Origin of the sequence: Devosia sp. (assembly GCF_036676215.1) — a bacterium.
Classification (GTDB): Bacteria; Pseudomonadota; Alphaproteobacteria; order Rhizobiales; family Devosiaceae; genus Devosia.
The window spans coordinates 1-18,196 of the sequence record NZ_JAKFDJ010000110.1 but is presented as its reverse complement, the minus strand read 5'-3'; the positions used below and the strand labels follow the sequence as shown (position 1 = coordinate 18,196).

16 protein-coding genes are annotated in these 18,196 nt (G+C 63.1%); 14 read left to right on the top strand and 2 right to left on the bottom strand.

What is annotated here, in order from left to right; genetic code table 11:
• The first annotated feature begins 46 nt into the window (after positions 1-46).
• From V6M52_RS10495 to V6M52_RS10470, 7 genes are all read left to right on the top strand, one after another.
• Positions 47-1,972, top strand: coding sequence for an AAA family ATPase (locus V6M52_RS10495; protein ID WP_332700990.1), 1,926 nt, complete (start codon positions 47-49; stop codon positions 1,970-1,972).
• The gene (locus V6M52_RS10490; protein WP_332700989.1) at positions 1,969-2,277 is read left to right on the top strand and encodes a DUF6634 family protein; all 309 of its coding nucleotides are present in this window, start codon (positions 1,969-1,971) and stop codon (positions 2,275-2,277) included. Before V6M52_RS10495 ends, V6M52_RS10490 begins: the two co-directional genes overlap by 4 nt.
• 293 nt (positions 2,278-2,570) lie before the next feature.
• Positions 2,571-2,897 (top strand): hypothetical protein, encoded by a 327-nt coding sequence (locus V6M52_RS10485; RefSeq protein ID WP_332700988.1) that lies wholly within the window; start codon positions 2,571-2,573, stop codon positions 2,895-2,897.
• 139 nt (positions 2,898-3,036) lie between these two features.
• Positions 3,037-3,450 carry a helix-turn-helix transcriptional regulator gene (locus V6M52_RS19980; RefSeq protein WP_442881846.1) on the top strand — a complete coding sequence of 138 codons (414 nt, stop codon included), beginning with the start codon at positions 3,037-3,039 and terminating at the stop codon, positions 3,448-3,450.
• 54 nt (positions 3,451-3,504) lie between these two features.
• Positions 3,505-4,245 (top strand): ParA family protein, encoded by a 741-nt coding sequence (locus tag V6M52_RS10480; RefSeq protein ID WP_332700987.1) that lies wholly within the window; start codon positions 3,505-3,507, stop codon positions 4,243-4,245.
• Positions 4,242-4,535 (top strand): hypothetical protein, encoded by a 294-nt coding sequence (locus V6M52_RS10475; RefSeq protein ID WP_332700986.1) that lies wholly within the window; start codon positions 4,242-4,244, stop codon positions 4,533-4,535. Before V6M52_RS10480 ends, V6M52_RS10475 begins: the two co-directional genes overlap by 4 nt.
• Positions 4,536-4,975: 440 nt before the next feature.
• Positions 4,976-5,170 (top strand): hemagglutinin repeat-containing protein, encoded by a 195-nt coding sequence (locus V6M52_RS10470; protein WP_332700985.1) that lies wholly within the window; start codon positions 4,976-4,978, stop codon positions 5,168-5,170.
• A 96-nt stretch (positions 5,171-5,266) separates the two neighbouring features.
• On the opposite strand, the gene V6M52_RS10465 is transcribed toward V6M52_RS10470, so the two are convergent.
• Both V6M52_RS10465 and V6M52_RS10460 read right to left on the bottom strand, forming a co-directional pair.
• Positions 5,267-7,501, bottom strand: a complete 2,235-nt coding sequence (locus V6M52_RS10465) for a TOPRIM and DUF927 domain-containing protein (RefSeq protein WP_332700984.1) — start codon at positions 7,499-7,501, stop codon at positions 5,267-5,269.
• Positions 7,502-7,931: 430 nt separating this feature from the next.
• The gene (locus V6M52_RS10460) at positions 7,932-8,054 is read right to left on the bottom strand and encodes a hypothetical protein (protein ID WP_332700983.1); all 123 of its coding nucleotides are present in this window, start codon (positions 8,052-8,054) and stop codon (positions 7,932-7,934) included.
• Positions 8,055-8,586: 532 nt separating this feature from the next.
• Here V6M52_RS10460 and V6M52_RS10455 point away from each other — a divergent pair.
• The 7 genes from V6M52_RS10455 to V6M52_RS10425 all read left to right on the top strand — a co-directional run bounded on the left by V6M52_RS10455 (position 8,587) and on the right by V6M52_RS10425 (position 17,978).
• On the top strand, positions 8,587-9,444 hold the full coding sequence (locus tag V6M52_RS10455) for a division plane positioning ATPase MipZ (RefSeq protein ID WP_332700982.1): 858 nt from the start codon (positions 8,587-8,589) through the stop codon (positions 9,442-9,444).
• A gap of 778 nt (positions 9,445-10,222) precedes the next feature.
• Positions 10,223-11,437, top strand: coding sequence for an ROK family transcriptional regulator (locus V6M52_RS10450; RefSeq protein ID WP_332700981.1), 1,215 nt, complete (start codon positions 10,223-10,225; stop codon positions 11,435-11,437).
• Between the two features lie 80 nt (positions 11,438-11,517).
• Positions 11,518-12,825 (top strand): ABC transporter substrate-binding protein, encoded by a 1,308-nt coding sequence (locus V6M52_RS10445; RefSeq protein WP_332700980.1) that lies wholly within the window; start codon positions 11,518-11,520, stop codon positions 12,823-12,825.
• Positions 12,826-12,900: 75 nt separating this feature from the next.
• On the top strand, positions 12,901-13,821 hold the full coding sequence (locus tag V6M52_RS10440) for a carbohydrate ABC transporter permease (protein ID WP_332700979.1): 921 nt from the start codon (positions 12,901-12,903) through the stop codon (positions 13,819-13,821).
• Positions 13,818-14,723, top strand: coding sequence for a carbohydrate ABC transporter permease (locus V6M52_RS10435; RefSeq protein WP_332700978.1), 906 nt, complete (start codon positions 13,818-13,820; stop codon positions 14,721-14,723). The genes V6M52_RS10440 and V6M52_RS10435 overlap by 4 nt, the downstream gene beginning before the upstream one ends.
• A 24-nt stretch (positions 14,724-14,747) precedes the next feature.
• On the top strand, positions 14,748-16,889 hold the full coding sequence (locus tag V6M52_RS10430) for a beta-galactosidase (protein WP_332700977.1): 2,142 nt from the start codon (positions 14,748-14,750) through the stop codon (positions 16,887-16,889).
• A gap of 30 nt (positions 16,890-16,919) precedes the next feature.
• Positions 16,920-17,978 (top strand): ABC transporter ATP-binding protein, encoded by a 1,059-nt coding sequence (locus V6M52_RS10425; RefSeq protein WP_332700976.1) that lies wholly within the window; start codon positions 16,920-16,922, stop codon positions 17,976-17,978.
• Positions 17,979-18,196 lie beyond the last annotated feature (218 nt).

Here is an 18,196-nt window from a genome sequence, read left to right as displayed (position 1 = left end):
CGGACCGATCTCTTGTGGTTGGTCCGGCGCCAGGAGCCTGCTTGCCATGCCTGACCTGAACGACCAACTTGATGATGATGACGATGCCGTCACCCAGGGTGCTTTGGCCCCCTCCTCCCTCGACGCCCGTGCTGCGCTCGGCCAGGAGGCGCTCGCTCATGCCCTGACCCGCAAGACCCGCGACCTGCTGTCGCAAACTGCCCGGGTCATGATCCTGCAAATTCCCACGGCCGATTGGGCGGACCTGATTGCCGAGGCCCTACCGAAAATTGCCGGCACCGTCGTGGTCAAGACGGCCACCGAGATGACCGTCAGCCAGAAGATCGCACATCGTGTCGGCAGCGACACCCTGCGCTATCTCCATAGCCGCCGCACCATTGTGTACATCTCGCAGGACCCCGAGACCATTCTGGATGAGACGGTGCTGGCCGCTGCCGACGCCAGGATTGTCATTCCGGCACCGACGCCGGCGCTGCTGCGCAAGGTCATCGCCCGCGTCAGCAAGGGGAGTGCCCGCGGTGTGACCCCCGACATGGCCAGTCTGCCGCTGCCGGTTATCCTGAGCGCCATCCGCCCGGGGATTCCTGCACGCGCCTGTGTCAACAATCTCGCTCGCGCACTGGCCTTCCGGCCCGTCGCAACTGCCCCAGTCTCGTCCGTTCCGCTGTTGACCGACCTGCCGCTCACCGCTTCACTGCGCCGCTGGACTGACCAGACCCTGGCCGATCTGGCAGCGGTCAAGGCCGGCACTCTCCCGGCGGACCAGCTCGTATTCGGTGTGTTTGAGGGCCCTCCAGGCACGGGCAAAACCCTCACTGCCGAGAGCCTCGCCCGCACCGCCGACTGGGTCTTTGTGCCGAGCAGCGTTGGCGCGTGGTTCACCGACGGGGATGGAGCCCTGGGAGGTGTCGCCCGCAATCTGAAGCGTTTTGTCGACCAGGTTCTGGCGGCTGAACCGTGTGTTGGCTACATGGACGAACTTGATGGGCTCCCGAACCGGGCCACCATGGACAACCGCGGCCGCGACTTTTGGACACCGGTCGTCAATCAGTTTTTGCTCGAGATCGACCGGCTCCGGAAGTCCGGCAAGCGGGTCCTCCTGCTCGGCGGCACGAACTATTTCAACCGCTTGGATGCCGCGCTCGTTCGCTCTCAGCGCCTTCAACAGCGCGTCACCTTCCTGCCACCTCAAGACGCAGGCGAAGTCGTAGACGTGCTGCGACACTTTCTGCGGGACGAACTGGCAGAGGTCGACCTGCGCCCCTTGGCCCGTATCGGGCTCGGCGCGACGCCGGCGGTGATAGAGGGCTGGGTCAAGGAGGCGCGCGGTGCTGCCCGGGCAGCTGGACGCCATCTTCAGTCCGGTGATCTTCTGGCCCAGATGGCGCCCAAGGACGACCGCAGCGCGGCCGACATCCGCGCCGTGGCGCTGCACGAAGCGGGCCATGCTCTCGTCGCCCACCGCCTCGGCCACGCGGTGGAGACCCTGTCTATCATTCCGGAGGGCTCGTCGGGCGGCCATGTGCGCAGTTCTCTGCCGAGCCTGATCCACGATCTTGCCCTCATTCGCGACACCGCCACGGTCATGCTGGGTGGCCGCGCCGCGGATATCGTCCTGGGTAACGGGGCCAATTCAGGAGCAGAGCGCGATCTCGAACATGCAACCCGCATTCTACTCGCGGCGCATGAGCGTCAGGGACTTGGGGACACCCTGGTCTACCTGCCGGCCGTCAGCACGAGGCCCAACCTGGAGACGGTCACCGCCGTTGCCGAGGATCTGCGCATCCTGCTCGATCGTGCCATTGCCATCGTCACCGCTGAACGCGACCTCGCTCTCGATCTGGCTGATTGTCTGATTGCTGCGCGCGTCCTGTCGGAAGCTGACCTCGCCGATCACTTGGACAGGCGACACTGCAAGGAGACTGCCCCTTCAGCGGCCGGCCCCTCCGATGCCTGGGAGAACAGACCATGAGCAGGCTGAGCCGGCAGACGGCCGTTGCGGGCCTACGGGCGGCGCGGCGCCTCCATGAGGGGGAACGGCCCACGAATGCTGACCTCGCCGTAGCACCATTGCTGGAGGGCTGGGCATTGGAGGAGGTGGCTCCCGGTCTGTTCCGCCTTGTCGGGGTGGTGACGGGACATCCCCTGCTCGCCGATGGGTGGTGCTCGACCAGCGTTCTGCTGTTCATCGACGCGGACCGCACCTGGGCGAGAACGGTCAGCCGACTCTACCGACTGGGAATGCCGCTGGCGGGCGAGCAAGTCACTCCCCAGTAGCACAAGTTCGGGCGGACCAAGGCCAGCAGATGTCATCCACTCTTGGCCTTAGCACACCCCCGTTACCTCTTCAGATGACATCCGCATGCCGGCCTGCGGCGGATCAGTGTAATCTTGAGGCGGCGGCAGGACCTACGCAGCAATTGCAATACCGCGGGTACCCGTACATCTGCCCTGCCAATCTCTCGTGTGCCTTGCCAAGCCTGGACGTATGTAATCCTGGTCAACACCGGAGCATGCAGATGGAGAATGAAGCCTATCCCCCCACGAAGTCTCAGCGCCTCCGAGTGCGTATGAAGAAAGACGCCGACCGCCAAGCCAAGCGTCGCACGGCCATGCGCGACGAAGGCAGGCCGGAGACGCATGCTGTGGATCGCGCCGTTGCCGAGGCTGTGGCTTATCTCGCCGTTCAGAACCGCCGCGATGGCGAAAAGAAGGGCGAAAGCCTGTTGACGTTTCGCGACATCGTCGACGTCGCCAGCCGCATCCTTAGCCATAGGGGGCGCTTTGATCACTTCGCGTCGATACGCGCCGTCGCCTCCCGCCTGCGTCGTCGCAAGGAGCACCTCTGGACTCTACCCGCACCGCAGCGGCAGAAGGCGTCGGATTCTGCAACCTAAGACTGCGATCGCGGATGCGGTAGCGCAAAGTTCCGGTTGTTTGCTTGCGCGTCGGGCGTTCGCCGCGCCCGACGCCGCAGGATGCCTTCGAAAAATAATTCGCTTCACCCGTTGTGGCTTTCGTTCTTCGCCCTGATCCTTGCGGCAACACCCTGATGGATCAGCCGAATTGACCCAGATCTACCTTACCCGCCGCCAGGTGGCCGAACTGTACCCGATCTCTGAGCACACGCTCGCGGCCCTCGCCTCGAAGGGGCTCGGCCCTCCATTCTTCAAGCCCACAGACAGGGCGCTCTATCGTTCGCAGGACGTCGAGGCCTGGATCGAGGCCGCCATTGTGACGCCAACGGCTCCTTCGGCTCCGTCTGCGGGCCAGCCACGCAAGAGCACTGTGACTGCAGGCCGGCGCGGCAGGTCCATCCCCAAGCCTAGGCCGTTCGAAGCGCACAGTTCCAGTCGCCATGGCCGCAAGTCATTGCCGCCATCGCCCAACTCCTCGTTGCGCCGGAGTGAACCGACACAGGCCGGCCAAGGCGCTTCGGGGGATGTTTGACGCCCATCTCCGCTACGGCGGCCCGTTCAATCTGAATTCAGTCTGGTGAGCCGCATGTCACTCCTCGATGGATTTTTCGCCAAACCACGAAAGCCAAGCGGCCGCCCGGCAAACGCTAGTCCCGTTCCGGACGCGCTGCCGAACGGAAGGAACTCCTTCGTCCTTCTGATGGCGGCGTCCAAGGGCGGCGCCGGCAAATCGCTGATCAGCATCCATCTTGCGACCCTCGCGGCGCAGTCCGGATTCCGCTCGCTGATCATCGACACGGACATCGAGGGTGATCAGTTGAGCTGCATCGCGTGGAGCAAACTGCGCTCCGACACTTGCCTCAAGGCTATTCCGGCCAAGCTCGGCCAGGCGCCGCGGGCGATTGAGTGGGCCCGGCGCCAAGGTTTTGAGTTTATCGTCATCGATACCGCGGGGCGTGACCTCGCGGCGATGCACGCCACTATGATGGTTGCCGACATCATGGTGACGCCGGCTCAACCCTCACCTCTCGACCTCCGCGCCACCGCGCCGATCCGCCGTCTGTGGCGCGCCAGCGACACACCGGCCGCACTGATTCTCAACGGCGTCACCGGGGAAAGCGGCACACGGGCCAGATTCTACATGCAGCGCTATGGCGATATCGGGCATGTGCTGCCAGCGGCGGTCGGCCGGAGGGTTCAGTATGCGGACGCGATCGGGATGGGACTGGGCGTAACCGAGTACCTGCCGGGCGGCGAGGGCGACATGGAGATGCGCCGTCTGCTGCGCGCCATCTTCCAGCGTGCCGAAAGGAAGGCACTGTCATGAATCAACCTCTGCTCGATAAGTTGAAGGCGGCCACGACCCAGCCCGTGACGACCAAGCCCAGGGTCAGGGAGGTTCGCTTGCGTCTGCCGCCGGCAGCTGTGGATGAAATCAAGCTCCTGGCATCGGCGCACCGTCTCTCGATGAATGCTCTTGTTGCGGCGTTCATCGACGCTGGCCTGGTCGCCCACGGCCGCAAGTCCCTCGCCGAGTTGGACCCGAGTTTTCTGGACTATCTGCAGGGATCGAGCGAGGGCAACGCACTGAGGGGAGACGTCGAGGATTTCACCTAGACGGGCCGCAGCCACCATAACCCGCGGCTCCCAGCCAGTTCACGGGTCCACGGGTCCACGGGTCCACGGGTCCACGGGTCCACGGGTCCACGGGACGAGTTTGCGTTGTGCCGAGTCCTAGACAACCCTTATTGCCACAGGCTTTCGTCCCAGCAAAAGGTCAACCGGGTCACATCGCCTTTGGGAAGTACAAAGAACAAGAAAGGCTTCGGCCCCACTTGGCTCCCAGGGGCCAAGGAATCCCTTGGTTGAAAAAATAACGAGTTCATGCGGCGCCCACATCCAGCATGAAACACCCGATTCAACGAGTCACGCCACCCATCATCGGATACGGTCCGATGAGTTGTAGCGGAACGCGCACACACCGGCCGCTGCGATGGCATCTGCAGTAGCACTTTAACGTGCGCAGCGACCTTGGGTGAAGGTGCTGCCAGACACTGGTGACCCGCGATATCAACGCAACCGGCTTTGCCGATCGCCTGCAGCAGCAGGCCGCCATCACCGGCACCGGCAATGTCAATATCGCCGTAGATGAGGATATTTACGTCATTGGCGGCAGCATGGAGGCCGGCGGCGATCTGGCCATTGCCGCGGGCGGCAACATTGACGTAGTAGCCGCACAGTCGCCAGAGTAACACGGTAACTTCGGTAACACTGGCTGCGCGTCCTTGCCGGTGCTGTGCGCGCTACGGTCGGTCCTGTTACCAAAGTTACCGCGGTTACCTACACTGTCAGACCCCGCCATCGATGAGGGCGCCGTAGATCGTGTAGTACTTGCCCGGTTTGCCACCCGGTGGGCGCGCATTGGCGTAGCGGTAGATTTGTGCTTCTGTCAGGGCCGCTTGCATCTTCTCGGAGCCAAGATCACCGCATAGGCGGCGCCAACCCTCGGCCCGAAGATAGAAGACGGCCGGCTTCAAGCGTATGTACCCAAGCGCGTTCTCTTCTTGCGCCGCTAGCGTCCAGGGGGTGAGTTTCTCCCGATGATCCGCCAGCCATACCCGTGCCGCTGCGAGAGGTGATTGGGCCTGGCTGCGCTGCCGCCAGACTTCGAGCCAGGCGCGCGCACCGACGGCTATGCCGTCGCGACCGCTGCCGGGGCGCCAAGGCAATACGCCCGCTTGCGTCGCGACCTCGCAGGCGGCGGCGAGCAGACCCAGATTCGCATACACCCGGCGGACGATGCCATCGGTCTGGGCGGGGAGGTGATCGCGGATGAACCTCTCCCGCTCGTTGACCAGTGTTGACCGTGCCTCCACAATGTCACGCGCCAGCGCCTGGGCGAAGGCTTTTGCGACGTCACCCGTGCTCATTTCTGCCGCTCGACTGAGCGCATCGGACAGGGCCGCGCCATCGGGGCAGCCGTGCAGGTTCTCGAAAATCCCGTGCCCATGACCGGCGTCGGCAGGTAGTTCAATCAGGCGCACGGCCTGGCCCTCACGCACCGTTGGCGATCCAGCGCGCTCGGCAACCTTGTCCTCGAGCGCGATCTCGCCGCTCGAGAGGAAGGTGAGTTGCCAGCTTTGTTGGGGAAGGGCCCGTCCCGCGCCATTGGCCCGTTGGCGGCCCGCGCCATTGGCAAGAATGTAGGCGGCCTGCGCTGCCGCGTCAGCGCTGATCTGCGCGAGCTCATCCAACACGAGCGCCCTATGGTGGTGCTGTACTGCCATGGTCTCGAGGCCACTGTCGGTGGAACGCCAGGACCGAACGTGGTCGCGAGATGGACCGTAGACCGACGCGGCAACTCGCAACGCCGTGGTCTTGCCGACGCTCGAGAGTCCACGAAGATGCAAGCCGATGCCTATTTGGCCCGGGAGCAGGCCAATGGCAAGGCCGGCGAATGCAACGCCGAGCGCCGCGACCAGCCGGCTATTGCCTTCGGCCGGCACGGCGATGGTCTGCTGCCAGACCGCCAGGGCCTCGGAAGAGGCTGGCGGCGCCAATGCCAGGTTACCGTTGAGAACAGGGAGGGTGTTGCCGTCCGGTCCGATCGTACCCGCGCCGCCCAGGTAGTGTTCTCCATGCCAGCCGCCACGCTGCACCACAATGAGACGCTGTTTCACCTGAGTTCGCGCGAGATGCGCGACCAGATAGGCGGCCGCACCCGGATCGTTGATTTCCAGCCCTGCCTCGATCAGGCGAGCCAGCACTTGTCCCGGCTTCAGCAGCATCTGTTGTTCCGGGATCAGCAAGACTCGATCACGCCCGTCGCGGTCCTGAATGTAGACCACCCGGCGCCAGCGATCCTGGCCTTCATCATGAGCCAGGTCCGTGGCCGCCACCGGACCGCCGATTCGGGTTGCGCCCAGCCACGTTCCCGAACTGCGCACCATGAGGGTGCTCGGTGTCGTTACACCCGCAAACAGGGCAATAGGATCTTCAATCCAAGAGCGTACGGCCTTTACGCCACCAGCGACATGAAGCTGCGACCAGCTCAATCCATATGGCGGCACAACGATATGATGCAGACGTTGGCCGGCGTGGCCGTAAGCGGCGGCCGCCGCCATGGACGTTTCGGCAATCAGTACGGTTCGCCTTGGGTGTGCGGCAAGCATCGCCTCGCGCAGTGCCGAAGCATCGGCGGCCATAGGGATGTGGAGTACCTGCATCCGGCAGGCGACGTGGATTGCCATCGCATCGGCAAGCGCTCCGCGGACGATAATGGTCGAGTGCGCTTCAGCATGTTCCATGATGTAGGGCAGCACCGACGCGGTCTTCGGCCAGGCATCCTCCTCGCCTTGCCCATCAACCAGACGAAGTCCAGACAAGCCACCATGCCGATCATGCAGCGGCGCCACCAAGTAATCATCGACCTGGCGCAGGGTCAGCCGCGGCACGTGATGCCTCAGGAGATAGGGATGGGTGGGATCGGCGGCATCACACCGCTCCCACACCGCCGCGATCTCCTGTGCGGAGCAGGTAGCGGTCGGATCGGCGATCTGGACTTGGTCAGTGGTCAGGGTCATGCACGAATTGTGCGATGACCTCTGGCAAGGAACAAACGGCTGCTAGAATTTCGCTTCAGGCCGCTGGGCCTGAGCGCGACGGGCCTTGACGATCTGGACCACTTCCGGAGCAGGCTTGGCGGTCTTGTTGACCTTCCAGGCGACCCCGCTGGGTGCTCGTGTCCCACGGACCCACGGACCCACGGACCCACGGACCCACGGACCCACGGACCCACGGACCCACGGAGAAGAACTTGCGCTGACCCGGGCCCCAAGCAACCCCTATTGCCGCTAGTTCTCGTCCCAGCCGACAGCGCAAGGTCGCCCCTAGCCATAGGCCGCGATCATTGTCCCGTCGGGCAGCCAGATCGTCCCTTGTTCGGGATTGTAGTACCGCCACTCCCGGGGCTCAGCCTGGGTCGCGGATGAACGCATCCAAAGTGACGGCTACCTAATCGTTCCGCAGGCGCACGGGGCGCTTGGGGACCACCACCTGCGGTACATCATCAGGCAGCACCAGGAGTGCCGGCTGCGAGTCATTGCCGGCCCGCAACACGAAGACGTTCACCGGCATCTTTACCCCATCAGTGGTGCCACAAGAAAAAGCGCCCGTCCCAACGAGCGCCCACCTGAGGAGTGGGTGGCGCATCGGAAGCGCATCGGCCGCGAGGTCAGTGTGGGCCTTACCGCTCAGGTTCGATGGAAACCTACGATGCCGCCCTACGTCCACCAATGGACCTTGGTCCAACAATCACTCGGCCCAATGGACAGGGCTCTACCCCTCACTCCATACCCCGAACATCGCCGTGCTGGAACGTTACCACGGGCTCGCAGAACTCCCCATTCACCAGATCCGCTGACCGCGACCAGGTGACGACACCGGCATAAGTCCCGAGCGCAGCCTTACGCCTGGCGTCCATCCTGGCCTTCCTTGGACGGCACCTCATGGCGTCCGCTGTGGCCGAATTGCCGTTTGGTCGGCAGCCGCAAGGGCCACAGGAGTTTTGGGCGGTGACCATCCTACAGCTTCAGGATCATTAGGTACTTGTTAACCATGCGAGGGCTTGTTGGTCCTGAGGATAGTCCCTGATTTGGAGAGAGCCGGGATGACGCAAGGTGGCGCGCATATCATTGCGGTGGGCAATGAAAAGGGTGGTTCAGGCAAGTCGACCACAGCGCTGCACCTGGCCGTCTACCTGCTGCATCAAGGCCACCGCGTCGCCACCGTCGACGTCGACAGCCGCCAGCAGACTCTCACCCGCTATGTCCGCAACCGCCGCGCCACCATCGACTCCAGCGGCCGGCAGGTGCCGATGCCCAAGCACGTGCATCTACCCACAGCCTGGGGCGACTCGATCCGCGAGAACCAGCGCGCGGAACTCGACATCTTCACCAAGTCTATGGCCGGCCTGCGGGACGAGGTCGATTACGTCGTCATCGATACGCCCGGATTTGACGGCAATCTGGCCCGCCTGGCCCATGGCTTCGCCAATACGCTGGTAACGCCGATCAATGACAGCATGATCGACTTAGACGTCCTGGCGCGTGTGGACCCGGTCAGCGGGGAACCGATTGAAACCAGCCCCTATTCGCGCAATGTGCAGCGCGCCCGCGCAGAACGACTCGCCACTGGCGGCTCCGGCATTGATTGGGTTCTGGTGCGCAATCGCATATCCAACCTGGGCTCACGCAATGCCAGCCAGGTGCAGCGCACGATCGATCGTGTGGCGGCACGCCTCGGTTGCCGCGTCGCCGATGGCATCGCAGAAAGGGTGATCTTCCGGTCGCTGTTTCCCATCGGAATGACCGTGTTCGACCCGCTGGAAGCCGATCTGCTCGGCGGCACTCCTTCAATATCGCATGTTAACGCCCGCCAGGAGTATCGCAGCCTCGTCGCCGCTCTGCGCTTGCCGTCGCCAATTTCGCGAAGCGTCGCTTCAGGAACCATACGACGCTCCGCTTAGATTGCGACGGAGGCATACTGGCTGCCGGCGACGGCATGACGGCCCTACCTCATCTGCCGCGGTCTCTTCGACGTTCAGGATGGCATGGGGGAATTTCGTCGGCCAGATGGGCATGGAACTGACCGATCAACACCAGCCATCCGGGGGAGCATTAGCCAACATGATACGGCCCACGGGGATCCATACCTGACTTTTCGCCAGCCCCGGGGATGACGTTGACCACATCGTCGCAAGACGTCTTGCCCCGCGTCGGATCGTCCAGGTCGGCTGCTCAACAACGTCGAGAAGTCCATTTTCCAGTCATATTGATGTCATTTCGGACCCGATCCCTCGTTCTTGGGCCGAGGCGCCGCCTTGCCTTCATGCGCCTAAGAGCGACGCGCGGCGCCACTACCAGTTATCCACCGATTTGCGTCGGCACTAATTCGGCCGCTTTGCGCCCTTTGAAGACCTTTGTGCAGCGTTCACCACGCCCCCAAAGCTGCCGGTCCGCTTTGCCGGACTGGCGTCTCGCATAGAGTGGTACGCGGCCGAGTCTATTGGCAGCAACTGACAGCAGGTGGGCGCCAATTGCGGTCGTTGATCATGTCGCGTACTGCCCGCAGTAGTCCGGAGGGCTAAGGAGCCCGGCGCCGACTCGGGCGATCATCGACCGGCTACCGCAGTTGCCTTCGCCGCTCAGCGTTAAGGGTCTTCAGAAAAAGGCGGACTCTATCTCTGTTCTGGTCTATGCCGTCGCTCGTTGCCGGGCAGCCGGCCCTCACACACTGGTCCGTATATGAAGCGCCAGCCCACGACGTCCAGCCTTCTGCGCCGATTGAATCGATCGGCCGTGGTCGACGTGATCCGCACGGAAGGAGTGGCATCACCTTCAAGCCTTGCCGCGCGACTGAACATCAGCATTCCGACGGTGATGCGAGTGATCGAAGATCTGATTGCCGAAGATCTGGTGGCATATGACGGGTTTGACGAGGCTAGTGCCAGGGGACGTCCTCGGGCACGCATCAAGTTCCGCGGCGCGTCGCACGCAATAATCGGCATTGAAGCGGGCAAGGGTGAATTCTACGGTGCGGTCGCAAACCTGGAAGGCGTCGTGCAGACTGAGATGCATGAAACCGCCGATGATGACGGTGAGCGCAATCTTCAAAAGATCACCTCCCTTGTCGAACGGCTAATGGGCGCTCCACGTCCGGCTGGCCAAACAATTCGTGGCATCGGCATCGGTGTTCCCTCGATCGTCAAGCAGCCCGTTGGCGAAGTGGTGCTCACTCTCGGCCTGGGATGGCGCGACTTTCCACTTCGGCAATTGCTGAGCGAGAAATTCGACGTGCCGGTCTTTGTCGAGAACGGGCGCAACCTCGCCGCCGTGGGCGAATGGGGTTTCGGGGCCGGGCGTGGCGCCGACAGCGTCGTGAGCCTCTCGATCGGGCCCGGCGCCGGCGCGGGCGTCGTCATCGACGGCAAGCTCTATGGCGGGCACTCGCATGCGGCGGGCGAGCTCGGCTGGTATCTCGATGACCCCCTCCTCACCGGGCGGCCGTTCGAACATCTGGGCGACAAGCAATCGCTGCGCTTTTTCGGCATCCCCGAACAGGCGACCAAGATGCTCCAAGAGGCCAACACGCAGTATGCGGCGGGGAAGCTCACCCTGGCTGCCGTCAACGACCGGCAGGCGGGCAAAATCGCGCCAGTCGTGTCCGAGCTGCTCGACTATGCGACGATGGCAGTGGGCAGTGTTGCTGCCTTCATGAACCCCGAGATCATCGTACTGGCGGGCCGGGTCGTCGGCGGCGGTGATCTGGTGCTCGATGTGCTGCGGCATCGCCTCAAGGGCAATGTGTACGACCCGCCGCGCCTCGTGATAGGCGCGCTGGGGCACCGCGACATCGTGCTTGGAGCGGTGCGCCTGGTGCTCGATGCGACGACGCTCAACCCAGCCGACAGCCTCGTGATGCCGACTAAAGATCAATCGATCGCGATTGACAGCGACTGACTCTCGACATTAAGTTTCTAACTGAAAGAAAAAATGCGCCCTGCATCGTGCGGGAGCGTATCTTTCGAGGGAGGACTTCAATGACGAAGATTTTCAATCCGCTTGGGCGGACGATGCAGCGTCGTGACTTCTTGAAAGTAGCGGGTGCGAGCGTTGCGGTAGCCGCCCTGCCGGCGGCAGTTCGCGGTGCCGATCCCGTCAAGGTAGTTGTGTGGTCTTGGGTGCCGGATCTCCAGCTTCAGGTCGACATGTTCAACGCCGCGCATCCGGGCATCCAGGTCGAACTCGTGAATGCCGGCCAGGGCGACCCGGAGTATCAGGCGGTCCGTGCAGGCCTGCAGGCGGGCAGCGGCCTGCCCGACGTCGTCCAAATCGAATTCCAGCACCTCGAGAGCTTCCGCCAGCTCGACGCCTTCGCCGACATCGGCCAGTGGGCAAACCCGCACAAGGCGGAGTTCCCAGAAGGCACGTGGAGCCAGCTCGGCAAGGGCGATGTGGTCAACGCCATGCCGCAGGATACCGGTCCGATGGCGATGCTCTATCGCAAGGACATCTTCGACAAGCAGGGGATCACGCCGCCCACCACCTGGGCCGAGTTTGCCGATGCGGCCGAGAAGGTCCATGCGGCCGATCCGAATGTGTTCATCACCGACGCGCTGTTCAGCTCAGGCGACTGGGTCAATGCCCTGCTGTGGCCGATGGGCTGGAGGCCGGTCAGCCGCGATGGCGACAAGCTCGTGATCAACATCAACGACAAGATTTCTAAGGACTTCGCCGCCTATTGGCAGGACCTTATTACCGCGGGTGTCGTCGAGACCAAGCCGGGCTTCAACAATGAGTGGTACACCGGCCTCGACTCGGGCCGCTATGCCACCTGGCTCACTGCGGGCTGGGGTCCGGTGTTCCTGACCTCGTTCGCCAAGACCAGCGCGGGCCAGTGGCGTGCCGCCGATCTGCCGCAGTGGGACGCGAGCAAGTTCGCGACCGGCAATTGGGGTGGCTCATCGCTGGCCGTGATGAAAGCGACCGAGCATCTGCCCGAGGCCGCGGAAGTCGCGATCTGGCTGTGCAGGGATCCCGAAGCCACAAAGCTCTACACCACCAAGCAATTCTTCTTCCCCACCACCAACGCGCTGCTGTCGAGCCCGGAATGGGCGGGCAACAAGATGGATTTCTACGGCGGCCAGGCGGTGAACGAAGTGTTCGCCAAATCGTCGAATGCCGTGGTGCCGTTTGAGTGGAGCCCGTTCCAGAGCTTCTTGTACCAGTCGATGTCCGATGAATTCGGCGCCTCGATCGGCGGCAGCGGCACGCTGTCGGACGCGTTCGACCGCATCCAGGACGCGGTGGTCACCTTCGCGCAGGAACAAGGCTTCACCGTAGCCTAACTTCCCGGGCAACGGCCGGGCGCGCTTGATCGGCGCGCCCGATCTCATCATCTTGCCGGACGGGGGACCATGGCAATGTCGAACTCGCCAGCCGCCGCGACGCGCTCAGCGCGATCGGGCGGTTTTATCTCACGAAAGCTCGCGCCCTATCTGTTCCTGGCGCCCTTCCTGCTGCTGTTTATCGCCTTCATCGTCGCGCCGCTGGCCTATGCGTTCTATATGAGCCTCTTCCGCGACACGCTGGTGGGCGGACGGCAATTCGCGGGAGCCGCGAGCTACATCAAGGTCACGGGCGACGCCAAATTCTGGGGCGGCGTGTGGAACCTCGTTCTGTTCGGCATCGTGCAGGTGCCGATCATGCTGGGCATGGCGCTGTTGTTCGCCATCGTGCTCGATCGTGGCCAGATCTATGCCAAGGGCGTCTTCCGGCTCGGCTTCTTCCTCCCCTACGCCGTGCCGAGCGTGATCGCGACGATCATCTGGGGTTATCTCTACGGCCCTACCTTCGGCCCGTTCACGCAGATGGCCAAGGCGCTCAACCTGCCGCCGCCGGACTTCCTGTCGCCAGGCGCGATGATCTTCTCATTGGCCAATATCGCGACCTGGGAATATGTCGGCTACAATATGGTGATATACTACGCCGCGCTGAAGGCGATCCCGTCGGACCTCGCCGAGGCCGCGCGGATCGATGGCGCCTCGCCCTGGCAATTTGCGCGGCTGATCCAGCTGCCGCTGCTGTGGCCGGCGATCCTGCTCACCATCATCTTTTCGATCAACGGCACACTGCAGCTGTTCAATGAGCCGTATTTGATGCGCGCGCTCGCCAGAAACACCATCAATTCGAGCTACACGCCGAACCTCTATGCCTATTCGCTGGCGACTCAGAACCAGCAGTATGGCTATGCGGCCGCCGTCTCGTTCGTGCTTGGCATCGTGATCGCTGGTGCCTCCTACATCTTCACCCTGATCACCAACCGCCGTCGGCCGGAGCAATGATGACTGCGATCACCGACATCGCCACTTTCGAAGCTGCCAAGCGCCAGCCCGGTGAACGGCGGCGCTCGCGGATCATGCTCACGCTGCTGCTGTCACTGTTCCTCGTCTACAGCCTCGCGCCGCTGGTCTATCTGGTCCTATCGGCAACCAAAACGAATGGCGACCTGTTCGCCACGTTCGGCTTCGGCTTCGGCACCGAGTTCAACCTCTGGCAGAATCTGGTCGATCTGTTCTCGCGCGACAATGGCATGTTCCTGCGTTGGATGTTCAACAGCGTGCTCTATTCGACCGTCGCCGGGCTCGGTGCTGCGATCTTTGCTACCGCGGCAGGCTACGCGTTCGCGAAGTTCAAGTTCCGCGGGCGAAATCTGATCTTTGGGCTCGTGCTGGGCGCGGTGTTTGTCCCGCAGACGGCCCTCGTCGTGCCAATCTTCCTCCTGCTGGCGCTTTCGGGTCTCAGCGACAATCCGATGGGCGTGATCCTGCCATCGATGATCTCGCCGATCGGCGTCTATCTGATGCGCGTCTATATCGAGCAGGGCGTCGACGATGAACTGCTCGACGCCGCGCGTATCGATGGCGCCGGCGAGTTCATGATCTTCCGCGCCATTGTGCTGCGGCTGGTGGCGCCCGGCATGGTGACGGTGGCGCTGCTCTCGTTCGTCGGGACCTGGAACAATTACTTCCTGCCGCTCATCGTGCTGCGCTCGCAGGAGTATCAGCCGATCACGGTGGGCCTTGCGACCTGGTATCAGCTCGCGCAGCAGGGCGGTGGCGGCGGACAGGTGCTGTTCTCGATCGTCATCACCGGCGCGCTGGTCAGCATCATCCCGGTCATCGTGGTATTCCTGCTGCTGCAGCGGTTCTGGCAGGGCGGCCTCACCGCCGGCTCCATCAAATAGACTATCGCCTGGAGTTTTCCGACTATGACGACTGCCTCGAAATCCGCGCCGCTCTCTGTCTGGCGGCCGATCGCGACCGACACTTTCCTCGTCGGTACCCCGCACTACCCCGAGCATGTCGATGAGAGCTATTGGCAGCGCGACGCCGACCGCATGGCAGCCGCGGGCTTCAACGCGGTGCGACTTGCGGAATTCGCCTGGCATATTATCGAGCCGCGTGAGGGGACGTTCGACTTCGATTTGTTCGACCGTGCCATAGATGTGCTGGGCAAGGCTGGCATCAAGACCATCATGTGCACGCCGACGGCGACGCCGCCGCGCTGGCTGACGGCGCGCTATCCCGAAGTGTTGCGCGTCGATGCCAATGGGCGCGCCATGAGCCATGGCTCGCGCCAGCACGCCAATCTTGCGAGCGGAGTGTTCCGCGAGCATTCGAAGCGCATCACGAAGGCGATGGCCGAGCACTATCGCGGCAATTCGCACGTCATCGGCTGGCAGACGGACAATGAGCTCAATACCTCTGGATCGCTGTCCTACGGTCCGGTGACGCTGGCCGAGTTCCAGGCATTCCTCAAGGACAAGTACAAGACCATCGCCGCGCTCAACGATGCATGGGGCGGGCATTTCTGGGCCACCGCCTACGACGATTTCGATCAAGTGGTGCTGCCCCTCGACTACGCTCCTGCTCCGGTCGGGCCGACCCATGCGGTCGACTATCACCGCTTCCTCGCCTTCGTCACGGCGCGGTTCCAGCATGATCAGGTGCTGATCCTGCGTGCCACCAATCCAGACTGGTTCATCTTCCACAACCTGGGACGGATTGAAGACATCGACTTCCGCGGCCAGTTCTCGACCGATCTCGATTTTCTCGGCTTTGACATCTACCCGCATCTCTATGACGAGCTGCAGCGGGTCGGCGGCGTCGGAGAGGTGCAGGCGCTGCATCTCGACATCTGCCGCGGCTTCACCGGCAACTTTATCGTGCCCGAGCAGCAATCGGGCTTCGGTGCGCAGCCGCACATCTCGACGCTCACGCCAGAACCGGGCGAGATGCGCCGCATGGCCTATACGTCCGTGGCGCGCGGCGCCGACGGCGTGATGTTCTTCCGTTGGCGGCCGGCGCATTTCGGAGCCGAGATCTATTGGATGGGCATCATCTATCACGATGATATCCCGCGGCGGCGCTACGATGAGGCCAAGCAGTTTGCGGGTGAGGTCACCGCGCTAAAGGACAAGATCCTCGGCACACATGTGCGCATGGATTTGGGCATTGCCGGATCTGATTTCGACAATCAGGAGATGCACCGCTCGTACCCCATCGGAATGCCGAGCCCGCAGGACGACGCGACAGTGCTGCATCGCTACTGTTATCGCCACAACATCGCCTGCGGCTTCATCCATCCCGAGGATGATCTCAGCAAGCTCAAGGCGCTCTACGTGCCGCATTGGCTGAAATGGACCGATGCGTGGACGGCGCGCATCGAGGCGTTCGCCAAGGCGGGTGGAACGGTAATCCTGGGCGGTCGCACCGGATCGCGCGACGTCAACAACCACGTCATCCGCGACACCTCGCCGGGCAAGGCGCTCTCGGCGCTGGCCGGTGTCACGGTCGAGGAGTTCGGACTTTTGACCTCGATCGGGGGCGATGGCCTGGTCGAGCATGGCGGCCGCTTCGGCACCAACACGGTCCGCAAAAAACTGCCGGCGACATCGGCGAGCCGCCAATACGAGCTCAAGATCGGGAATGCGCAGGTGACGGCGGCGCATCTTTATGAGCTGCTCAACGTCGCGCCCGGCACGGAGGTTATCGGCAGCTGGGCCAACCGCTTCGCCGAGGGCCAGGCCGCAATGACTTCGCGCAAAGTCGGCAGGGGCAATGTGATCTATCTCGGCGCGTACCTCAGCGACGCTCTGGTCGAGGTGCTGGCCAATCAAGTGCTGGCGCCCGCCGGCATCGTGCCGCTCATCGCCGACATGCCAGCGGGCGTCGAAGCGACCATCCGCGAGAGCAAGGACCGCCGCCTGCTGTTCATCCTCAACACGCAGGGCGAGCCGGCCGACGTGCCGAATATTCCAAAGGGCATCGATCTGCTTGGCGACGCGCAGGTGAAGGCAGGCGGCATGAGGCTCCCCGCCTATGGCTGCAGCATCATCGAACTGGCTTAGTCGGCATCAGGCAACTGGAAGGGGTTTTAAATGGGTGCTGTCAGCATCGACAATGTGCGCAAGAGCTACGGCAGTATGGAAGTGCTGCATGGCGTCTCCGTTGATATCGCCGATGGCGAGTTCGTGATCCTGGTCGGCCCGTCGGGCTGCGGAAAATCGACGCTGCTGCGCATGATCGCCGGGCTTGAGGAAATCACCTCGGGCGACATCGTGATCGGCGGGCGCGTGGTCAATACGCTGGCGCCCAAGGATCGCGACATTGCGATGGTATTTCAGTCTTACGCGCTCTATCCGCATATGACGGTGGAGCAGAACATGGGCTTCTCGCTCAAGTTGCAGCGCGTCAACCAGGAAGAGATGCAGAAACGGGTGGCGAACGCCGCCTCGATCCTCGGCCTTGAGCCCTTTCTCAAGCGCTTTCCGAGGCACCTGTCGGGTGGCCAGCGCCAGCGCGTCGCCATGGGCCGCGCCATCGTGCGCAACCCGGCGGTGTTCCTGTTCGACGAGCCGTTGTCCAATCTCGACGCAAAACTCCGCGTGCAAATGCGTTCGGAAATCAAGCAGAACCATCAGCGGCTGAAGACCACCACGGTCTATGTGACCCATGACCAGATCGAGGCCATGACCATGGCCGACCGGATCGTCGTGATGCATGACGGGGTGATCGAACAGATCGGCACGCCGCTCGAGCTCTACGATCGTCCGGCGAACCTGTTCGTCGCCGGCTTTATTGGCTCACCGGCGATGAACATGATCAAAGGCAAGATCGATGGCGGCAGCTTTGTCGCTGACGATGGCACCAAGATTCCGCTCGGCATGGTGCCGGGCAATTCGGCCGGCCGATCAGTGACGCTGGGGGTTCGGCCCGAGCACTTCAGCCTCGACCCTAACGGCGTCGATGCCGAGGTGCTGACGGTCGAGCCGACGGGCTCCGAAACGCACGTCGTCGCGCGCTTTGCCAGCAACGAGATCATGGGGGCGTTCCGTGAGCGCATCACCACACAGCCGGGCCAGATGCTGAAGATCCGGCCCGAGGGCAATTCAGTGCATCTGTTCGACGCCGAGTCGGGCAAGCGCATCGCGGCCTAGGCAAGCGCGACGCCATCATGAACTGTGTTGGAAGGTCCGCCTTCGCTTGCCGGAAGCGGTCGTTCCGCTACCGGCCCCTACCCTGCCCGGCTGCTTTCATCCAGAAATCCGCCCGTCCGTTTCGCGCCCATTTCGGTCGCTTACGTCGGGTTCGCTGGTTCCTGAAACCGGACATAGACAAAGACCAATATTCGCCGCTGTCCTTGGGCGATATGCCC

What these genes read in the sequence shown, in the direction of transcription:
- V6M52_RS10495 (WP_332700990.1), top strand. Translation starts at nt 47, where the DNA reads ATGCCTGACCTGAACGACCAACTTGATGATGATGACGATGCCGTCACC.
- V6M52_RS10490 (WP_332700989.1), top strand. Translation starts at nt 1,969, where the DNA reads ATGAGCAGGCTGAGCCGGCAGACGGCCGTTGCGGGCCTACGGGCGGCG.
- V6M52_RS10485 (WP_332700988.1), top strand. Translation starts at nt 2,571, where the DNA reads ATGAAGAAAGACGCCGACCGCCAAGCCAAGCGTCGCACGGCCATGCGC.
- V6M52_RS10480 (WP_332700987.1), top strand. Translation starts at nt 3,505, where the DNA reads ATGTCACTCCTCGATGGATTTTTCGCCAAACCACGAAAGCCAAGCGGC.
- V6M52_RS10475 (WP_332700986.1), top strand. Translation starts at nt 4,242, where the DNA reads ATGAATCAACCTCTGCTCGATAAGTTGAAGGCGGCCACGACCCAGCCC.
- V6M52_RS10465 (WP_332700984.1), bottom strand. Translation starts at nt 7,501, where the DNA reads ATGACCCTGACCACTGACCAAGTCCAGATCGCCGATCCGACCGCTACC.
- V6M52_RS10460 (WP_332700983.1), bottom strand. Translation starts at nt 8,054, where the DNA reads ATGCCGGTGAACGTCTTCGTGTTGCGGGCCGGCAATGACTCGCAGCCG.
- V6M52_RS10455 (WP_332700982.1), top strand. Translation starts at nt 8,587, where the DNA reads ATGACGCAAGGTGGCGCGCATATCATTGCGGTGGGCAATGAAAAGGGT.
- V6M52_RS10450 (WP_332700981.1), top strand. Translation starts at nt 10,223, where the DNA reads ATGAAGCGCCAGCCCACGACGTCCAGCCTTCTGCGCCGATTGAATCGA.
- V6M52_RS10445 (WP_332700980.1), top strand. Translation starts at nt 11,518, where the DNA reads ATGACGAAGATTTTCAATCCGCTTGGGCGGACGATGCAGCGTCGTGAC.
- V6M52_RS10440 (WP_332700979.1), top strand. Translation starts at nt 12,901, where the DNA reads ATGTCGAACTCGCCAGCCGCCGCGACGCGCTCAGCGCGATCGGGCGGT.
- V6M52_RS10435 (WP_332700978.1), top strand. Translation starts at nt 13,818, where the DNA reads ATGATGACTGCGATCACCGACATCGCCACTTTCGAAGCTGCCAAGCGC.
- V6M52_RS10430 (WP_332700977.1), top strand. Translation starts at nt 14,748, where the DNA reads ATGACGACTGCCTCGAAATCCGCGCCGCTCTCTGTCTGGCGGCCGATC.
- V6M52_RS10425 (WP_332700976.1), top strand. Translation starts at nt 16,920, where the DNA reads ATGGGTGCTGTCAGCATCGACAATGTGCGCAAGAGCTACGGCAGTATG.